This is a genomic window from Streptomyces synnematoformans, assembly GCF_039531005.1.
Taxonomy (GTDB): domain Bacteria; phylum Actinomycetota; class Actinomycetes; order Streptomycetales; family Streptomycetaceae; genus Streptomyces; species Streptomyces synnematoformans.
The window spans coordinates 1-6,863 of record NZ_BAAAPF010000362.1 but is presented as its reverse complement, the minus strand read 5'-3'; the positions used below and the strand labels follow the sequence as shown (position 1 = coordinate 6,863).

6 protein-coding genes, 1 tRNA gene and 4 pseudogenes are annotated in these 6,863 nt (G+C 71.1%); 9 read left to right on the top strand and 2 right to left on the bottom strand.

Features of this window, described 5'->3' with window-relative positions; genetic code table 11:
- Nucleotides 1-70 precede the first annotated feature (70 nt).
- The 6 genes and pseudogenes from ABD317_RS31940 to ABD317_RS31920 all read left to right on the top strand — a co-directional run.
- Nucleotides 71-370 (top strand): GntR family transcriptional regulator, encoded by a 300-nt coding sequence (locus ABD317_RS31940; RefSeq protein ID WP_344294541.1) that lies wholly within the window; start codon nt 71-73, stop codon nt 368-370.
- Nucleotides 328-456, top strand: coding sequence for a GntR family transcriptional regulator (locus tag ABD317_RS37935; RefSeq protein ID WP_425582491.1), 129 nt, complete (start codon nt 328-330; stop codon nt 454-456). The genes ABD317_RS31940 and ABD317_RS37935 overlap by 43 nt, the downstream gene beginning before the upstream one ends.
- Before the next feature lie 31 nt (nt 457-487).
- Nucleotides 488-1,214 (top strand): annotated as a pseudogene (locus ABD317_RS31935) (IS5 family transposase); the annotation flags it as partial.
- A gap of 931 nt (nt 1,215-2,145) precedes the next feature.
- On the top strand, nt 2,146-2,493 hold the full coding sequence (locus ABD317_RS31930) for a GntR family transcriptional regulator (protein WP_344294539.1): 348 nt from the start codon (nt 2,146-2,148) through the stop codon (nt 2,491-2,493).
- A 1-nt stretch (nt 2,494) separates the two neighbouring features.
- Nucleotides 2,495-2,620: pseudogene (locus ABD317_RS31925) on the top strand (phosphohydrolase); the annotation flags it as partial.
- Nucleotides 2,592-3,403 (top strand): annotated as a pseudogene (locus tag ABD317_RS31920) (tyrosine-type recombinase/integrase); the annotation flags it as partial. The pseudogenes ABD317_RS31925 and ABD317_RS31920, both read left to right, overlap by 29 nt.
- A 43-nt stretch (nt 3,404-3,446) precedes the next feature.
- Here the strand turns inward: ABD317_RS31920 and ABD317_RS31915 are convergent.
- Nucleotides 3,447-3,520 (bottom strand) — tRNA-Thr (locus tag ABD317_RS31915).
- 178 nt (nt 3,521-3,698) lie between these two features.
- Here ABD317_RS31915 and ABD317_RS31910 point away from each other — a divergent pair.
- The 3 genes from ABD317_RS31910 (at nt 3,699) to ABD317_RS31900 (ending at nt 6,334) form a co-directional block, all read left to right on the top strand.
- Nucleotides 3,699-4,835, top strand: coding sequence for an ABC transporter ATP-binding protein (locus ABD317_RS31910; RefSeq protein WP_344294537.1), 1,137 nt, complete (start codon nt 3,699-3,701; stop codon nt 4,833-4,835).
- Between the two features lie 294 nt (nt 4,836-5,129).
- Nucleotides 5,130-5,543, top strand: a complete 414-nt coding sequence (locus tag ABD317_RS31905) for a hypothetical protein (protein WP_344294535.1) — start codon at nt 5,130-5,132, stop codon at nt 5,541-5,543.
- Between the two features lie 68 nt (nt 5,544-5,611).
- Nucleotides 5,612-6,334 carry a sugar phosphate nucleotidyltransferase gene (locus tag ABD317_RS31900; protein ID WP_078627536.1) on the top strand — a complete coding sequence of 241 codons (723 nt, stop codon included), beginning with the start codon at nt 5,612-5,614 and terminating at the stop codon, nt 6,332-6,334.
- 213 nt (nt 6,335-6,547) lie between these two features.
- On the opposite strand, the pseudogene ABD317_RS31895 reads toward ABD317_RS31900, so the two are convergent.
- Nucleotides 6,548-6,863: pseudogene (locus tag ABD317_RS31895) on the bottom strand (DoxX family membrane protein); the annotation flags it as partial.

The following is a 6,863-nucleotide window of genomic DNA, read 5'->3' as shown; positions in this document are numbered from 1 at the left end:
CCATGACACAGCATCATGCCGCACCACTCAGACACCACGTGAGACAAGCTCTAAGTCGACGAAAGACGGCGTGGGGGATCTACGGACAGATTGCCGATGTGCTGGCGAGCGCATCCGTTCTGAGGCTCTCGCTCCTGGAGAGGCCCTGCCTTCGGAGTCAACGCTCGCGGCGGAGTTTGGGGTCGTTCGCAACACCCCCAGGGGGCGCTCGCGCAGCTTGAGGACGGTGGGCCCATCGTGGCTCTCCCCGGGCGGGGGAGGGTTGTGCGGGCTGCCGGCGAGCAGGAAGCCGGGGCGCCAGAGGGTAGGGCGCCGCAGGATGAGCGGATCGCTGCGGAGATGCGGTCCGTCATCGAGCGGCAGGAACTGACGGCTGGGGAGGCGTTGCCCAGCGAGGCCGTGCTGACAGAGCGGTACGCGGTGGCGCGCAGGACCGTGCGCCAGGCCCTCGCTTAGGCCGTGTCTTGATTGGTGGTTGCTCGCTGCTCTGGGCGTGGGGATAGTCGAGCGGCTGGTGCCGGACGAGCTGTGGGAGTTGTTCCAGGCCGTGATGCCGGAGGCGCCGGTTCGTCCGCAAGGTGAGGGCAGGCGCCGTTGCGATGACCGTGCGGTGCTGGCTGCGATTGTCTTCGTGGCGACCACCGGCTGTACCTGGCGGCAGCTACCGCCGTCGTTCGGCGCCTCCTGGCAGACGGTGCACCGGCGCTTCACCGACTGGCCCACTGCTCGGGTGGGCGACGCTGCACCACGTGCTGCTGGACCGGCACGGTGTCGGCGGCGAGATGGACTGGTCGCGGTGTGCGATCGGCTCGATCAGCATCCGCGCGGTCAAAGGGCGCCCATGACGGGGCCGAATCCGACCGATCGCGGCAAGAACGGCTCGAAGATCCACGTCATCTGCGACCGCGTCGGCTTGCCCATCTCGATCTGGCATCTCCGCCGCCAACGTGCACGACGGCCAGGCGTTGGTGCCGCTGATGCGGGGCATCCCGCCGATCCGCCCTCGTTGCGGCCCTCGAAGCCGACGCCCCGACCGCCTCTGCGCCGACAAGGGCTACGGCTACGACCACCTGCGTGGCTAGCTTCGTCGCCGCCAGATCATGCCCCGGATCGCCCGGCGCGACAAGGAGACCTCCGGCCGGCCCGGCCAGGCACCGCTGGGTGATAAGCGCACCCTGTCGTGGCTGGGCAGCTGCCGCCGCCCGCACCGCCGCTGAGCACACCGACCTGTACGCCGCGGTGGCCACCCGCGGGGGCCATCCCCGCGGGTGCGGGGAGTACTCGGGCAGTTCCAATGATCCGGAGCCGGGTTCGGGGCCATCCCCGCGGGTGCGGGGAGTAGCCTGCATCCTTTCCGACGCAGGCAACCTGATCCAATCACTCTTGTCGAGTCGCGCATTTCCGTCAATTGATGCTGCGACAGTGCAGGCACTTGGAAAGCGCACGACGGGAGCGCACGCCTCTGTCCGGCGCCCACGGATTCGGCACCTGTGAACCGCGACCCGCCAAGCTTCACCCCGCGCGGTTCACTGCGGCTTCCCCGGGTAGCACCGTGGCCGGCCCCCGAGCAGCTCAGGGGCCGGCCAAGTCTCTCAGAGGCGGGGCTAGACAGCCACGTTGCTCACCACGTCACTGACGCTGTACATCCACTGCGCGATCCCCACGCCAACACAAACCATGATCGCGCGTGCACGGCGCCGGTTCCTGGTCACGAGACTCCTCAAGAGGTTCAGCTTCTGGCTACGCCCGCAGGTCAGGGGCGCAGAAGGACGCTACTCGAACTCAGGAGCCATTCACGGCATATACCGATGGGTAATATGATCTTCGCCCCGAACGCTGCCAAGACGACCCCTCGGCTAGGCGTCGCGAGCCGTCCCGACCGCCTGCAAGGGCGTCCACGGCCGACCAAGCTCCGGGGACACGCTGAGATCCTCTGACCTCGTTGGGCGGGTCGCCCTGCCGCCCCACGCTGACACTAGGACGTGCCCCCCTTGACCCGAAGAGCTTGACCCGAGCGAGCAGAAGGGGAAACGCGTGGCGCATCAGGCGAGCCCTCGGGGGACTTCCCTGGAGATCGCGGCAGAGGTGAAAGCCCAGATTGCGGGCGACTCGGAGATCACCAGGCTGCCAACAGTGGCAGAGCTTATGCGCCGTCGCCAAGTCTCGCGTGGGGTCGTACTCCGTGCCTTCGAAGCGCTCCGGGCGGAAGGTGTGGCAGAGCCCGTGCCCGGCGGGCGTTGGCGTGTCATCCGGGCTGGCGAGCAGATCGACCGCCGCCCGCTCGAAGGGCGCATCGCAGACATCGTCGCGGCTGACGGGTTCGAAGTAGGGGAAGCATTCCCAAGCGCCGCTGCTCTGGCCGGACGGTTCGGAGTGTCACGCCCCACCGTGACCAAGGCACTCGACAAGCTCGAAGCCGCCGGCGTACTGACGAGCGAAGGGCAGGGCAGGGCGCGGACCGTCCGCGCCGTGCCGGTTGGGGAGGAGAGTTAGCTTGTCGGACCTGGTGGAGTGGGCCTATCCCCTTGCTGAGTCGCTGCTCGCCGATCCGCTGCCGCGTCGGTGGCAGCACTCTCAGGGCGTGGCGCAACGGGCACGCCCCCTCGCACGTGCTCAAGGTGCACCGCATCCTGTCCCGAGCGCTGAAGATCGCCCACCGCCGCCGCATCATTGCCGAGAACGTCGCCACGCTCGTTGATCCGCCCACCCAGGAGGAGACCGAGGCGAATCCCTTCACCCAGAAGGAGGCCAAGGCGTTCCTCGAAGCGGCGGCAAAGCGGCCCACGTTCATGCGGTGGGTCGTCGGGGTCGGGATGGGCTTCCGGCAGGCCGAGAGGACTGCACACGGCATAAGTCGTACACGCGTGGCTGTCCTAAGCCGTGCACGAAGGGTTGCACCCGGCATGCCAGCACATGCCCGGAGCGCACGGGCGGCGGGCTCGCCTTCACCCGGCCCAAGACGAAGAAGAGCACGAACCCCGTCCCCATCCCGCCGCCGTTCATCCCGCACCTGCGCGAGCACAAGGCGCAGCAGGAGGCGGCGCGGGCCGCCGCGGGCGAGCTGTGGCAGGAGCACGAGGCGGTCTTTGCACGGCCGGACGGGCGTCCGCTGGACCCCCGGGCCGACTGGGAAGAGTTCAAGGAGCTCCTTGCCGAAGCGGGCATCGATGACCGGCGCCTGTACGAGCTGGGGGTGGACATGCCCACGATCATGGAGATCCTTCGGCACACCCAGATCAGCCAGACGCGGCGGTACGTCAAGGGCCGGTCACACCTCTCGAAGGACGCCATGCGGCGTGTGGGGGACACCTTCATGCCCGGCCCCGGGGCCCCGACTGAGACCAGGACTGAGACCGGGAACACCCGGGCCGCCCGCGCCCGGCGCCGCCGACGCATCCGATAGCGGAAAACCCCAGCTCAGAGCACATCTGGGCTGGGGTCGTCGGAGCCCCCTGTCGGATTCGAACCGACGACCTACGCTTTACAAGAGCGTTGCTCTGACCAGCTGAGCTAAGGAGGCGCGCCCGTGCAGTGTAACCGGGGCGCCGGGCGGCGCGGTGATGCGCTTTCGGGACCTTCGGGGTGGTGACAAGCGGCCTGACCGGCAGGTACGGTCAGCGCCAAGGTCCACAGCAGTGGACTACACCACACCTTTACTCGGATCGTCCGGCACGTTCCTGCCGGTGAAGGGAAACACCATGGCAACCGTTTCGTTCGACAAGGCCACCCGGACCTACCCGGGCTCCGAGATCCCCGCCGTCAGCGAGCTGGAGATCTCCATCGAGGACGGCGAGTTCCTCGTCCTGGTCGGCCCGTCCGGCTGCGGCAAGTCGACGTCCCTGCGGATGCTCGCCGGGCTGGAGGACGTCAACTCCGGCACCATCCACATCGGCGACCGCGACGTCACGCACCTGCCGCCGAAGGACCGGGACATCGCCATGGTGTTCCAGAACTACGCGCTGTACCCGCACATGACCGTCGCCGACAACATGGGCTTCGCGCTCAAGATCGCCGGCGTGCCGAAGGCCGAGATCCGGCAGAAGGTCGAGGACGCCGCGAAGATCCTCGACCTCACCGAGTACCTGGGCCGCAAGCCGAAGGCGCTCTCCGGTGGTCAGCGGCAGCGTGTCGCGATGGGCCGCGCGATCGTCCGGGAGCCGCAGGTGTTCCTCATGGACGAGCCGCTGTCGAACCTCGACGCCAAGCTCCGCGTCCAGACCCGTACGCAGATCGCCGGCCTGCAGCGGCGCCTCGGCGTCACCACCGTGTACGTCACCCACGACCAGGTCGAGGCCATGACCATGGGCGACCGGGTCGCCGTCCTCAAGGACGGGCTGCTGCAGCAGGTCGCCACGCCGCGCGAGATGTACGACAAGCCGGCCAACCTCTTCGTCGCGGGCTTCATCGGCTCCCCGGCGATGAACCTGGTCGAGGTGCCGATCATCGACGGCGGCGTCAAGTTCGGCAACAGCGTCGTGCCCGTCGAGCGCGACGCCCTGGCCGCCGCGGCCGACCGCGGCGACCGCACGGTCACCGTCGGCGTCCGCCCCGAGCACTTCGACCTGGCCAACGGCGACGCCCCCGCCGGCAAGACCCTGTCGACGGAGAAGGACGACACCCCGGCCGGCCTGCCCGTCACCGTCAACGTCGTCGAGGAACTGGGCGCCGACGCCTACGTCTACGGCACCGCGAACGTCGGCGACGACGACCAGGACCTGGTCGTCCGCGTCCCCGGCCGCGCCGTGCCGGAGAAGGGCTCGACGATGCACATCGTCCCGCGCCCCGGCGAGACGCACGTGTTCGCCACCTCCACCGGCGCACGGCTCAGCGACTGACCGACCGGGCCGCGCAGCCCGGCACTTCACGCGCGACGGCGCCGCGGCCCCCGGCGGGGGCGGCGGCGCCGTCGCGCGTTTCCGGCGGTGCGGGGGCCGTGCCGCGGTCGTACGCCGTCGTCCGCCGTCGGACGCCGTTGTCCGCGGAACGCGGCGCGTAACGGCAAGTGCGTCGGAAAGTCCGCCGGTTCGTTCGACTCGGACGTCAACGCGGAATTCGAATTCCGCGGCCAACCGCGCTCGTTAGAGTGACTCAATGTCGCCATATCACTACCGCTCGCTACGATCGCCCTCGTGAACCAGGCAGCCCGCCGTATCGGCAGAACCATCGCATTCGTCCTCCCCGTCGTACTCGTGCTGGCGGGTACGCTCGCGGTCGCCACCGTGCCCTGGGCGTCGTCCTCGGCCGACTCCCGGATGCTCAGCACCTCCGCGGAGAGTTCGGCGACCAAGGCCGGCACCCGCGCCCCGCAGGAGGTGCTGCGGGACCGTCTCCTCGCCGAGTTGCGGCAGAGCGACCCCGGCACCGCGCTCACCAAGCTGCAGCGTGAGATGCGCACCCGGCCGTCGCTCGCCCGGCACTGCGCCGGGATCGCCCGCGCGCTCGGCGAGGCGGCGGTGGCCAAGTACGGGGTGGCGCGCGCGCAGTCGTACGCGCGACCGGTGTGCGACACCTCCTTCGCCACCGGGGTCGTCGCGGCCCAGTAGGCCCGGCGCGGGCGTCCGGACGCCCCGTACCCGCGGCCGGTTGCTACCGGCCGGTTAGGGTGCGGGGTATGACCGGAGCCGCAGCAGCACAACCGACTCAGGCCGTGGTCCTTGCCGGTGGGCAGGGGTCACGGCTTCGTCCGTACACGGACGACCGCCCCAAGCCGATGGTCGAGATCCCCGGCACCGGCGTGCCCATCATCGGACACCAGCTGGCCTGGCTGGCGGCCGAGGGCGTCACGGACGCCGTGGTGTCCTGCGGGCACCTCGCCGAGGTGCTGCAGGAGTGGCTGGCCGCCACGGAGCTGCCGCTGCGGGTGAGCTGCGTGGTCGAGAAGGAGCCGCTGGGGCGGGGCGGCGGGCTGAAGTTCGCGGCGGCGTCGCTGCCGCGGCCCGACGAGCCGTGGTACGCGACGAACGGCGACATCTGGACGCGGTTCTCGCTGCGCACGATGGCCGCGTTCCACCAGGAGCGGGGCGCGGACGCCACGCTGGCGCTGGCACGGCCGCACATGCCGTGGGGCGCGGTGGAGACGGACCAGTTCGGGCACGTCGTCGACTTCATCGAGGCGCCGCCGTCGCCGTATCTGATCAACGCGGGCGTCTACGTCTTCTCCGCCGCCTTCCGCGACCTGCTGCCGGAGCGCGGCGACCACGAGCGCGCCACGTTCCCGCGGCTGGCGCGGCAGCGGCGGCTGGCGGGCTTCCCGCTGCCGCAGGGGGCGTACTGGCGGGCCATCGACACGGCGAAGGACCTGACGGAGGCGGCCAAGGAGCTGTCCCGGGGGTGAGCGGGCGGGCCCGGGCCGGAGCGGCGCCGGGCCTCGGCCCGAACCCGGCGTACGGACCCCCGTGTACGGGCCGGGGCCCGTGTACGGACCGGGTCCCGTGTACGGACCGGGTCCCGTGTACGGACCGGGTCCCGCGTACGGACCGGGTCCCGCGTACGGGCCGGGGCCTCCCTCGCGCCCGCGGCGCCGGGCCCCGGCGGCCGACCGCTGCCGCTACCCCAGCAGCCCGCCCACCAGGCCCGGCGGCTCCTCCTCGCCGCCTCCGTCCGTCGAGCCGCTGTCCGACGAGCCGTCGCCCCCCGTGCTCCCGGAACCGCCGCCGCCCGGTTCCGGCGCGCCCGAGCCCGGGTCCGTGCCGGAGCCGGCGTCGGAGGGCGGGGGCGCCTGGTTCTCGGCGGACGGGGGCGGCGGCGCCTGGGAGGCCGGGGGCGCGGCCGGCCGCTGCTCCCGGGGGACGCTGCCCGACTCCGTCGCCGGACCGGCCTCCGCCGTGCCCGGCTCGGCGCCGGCGCCGGGGGAGGGCGGCGCG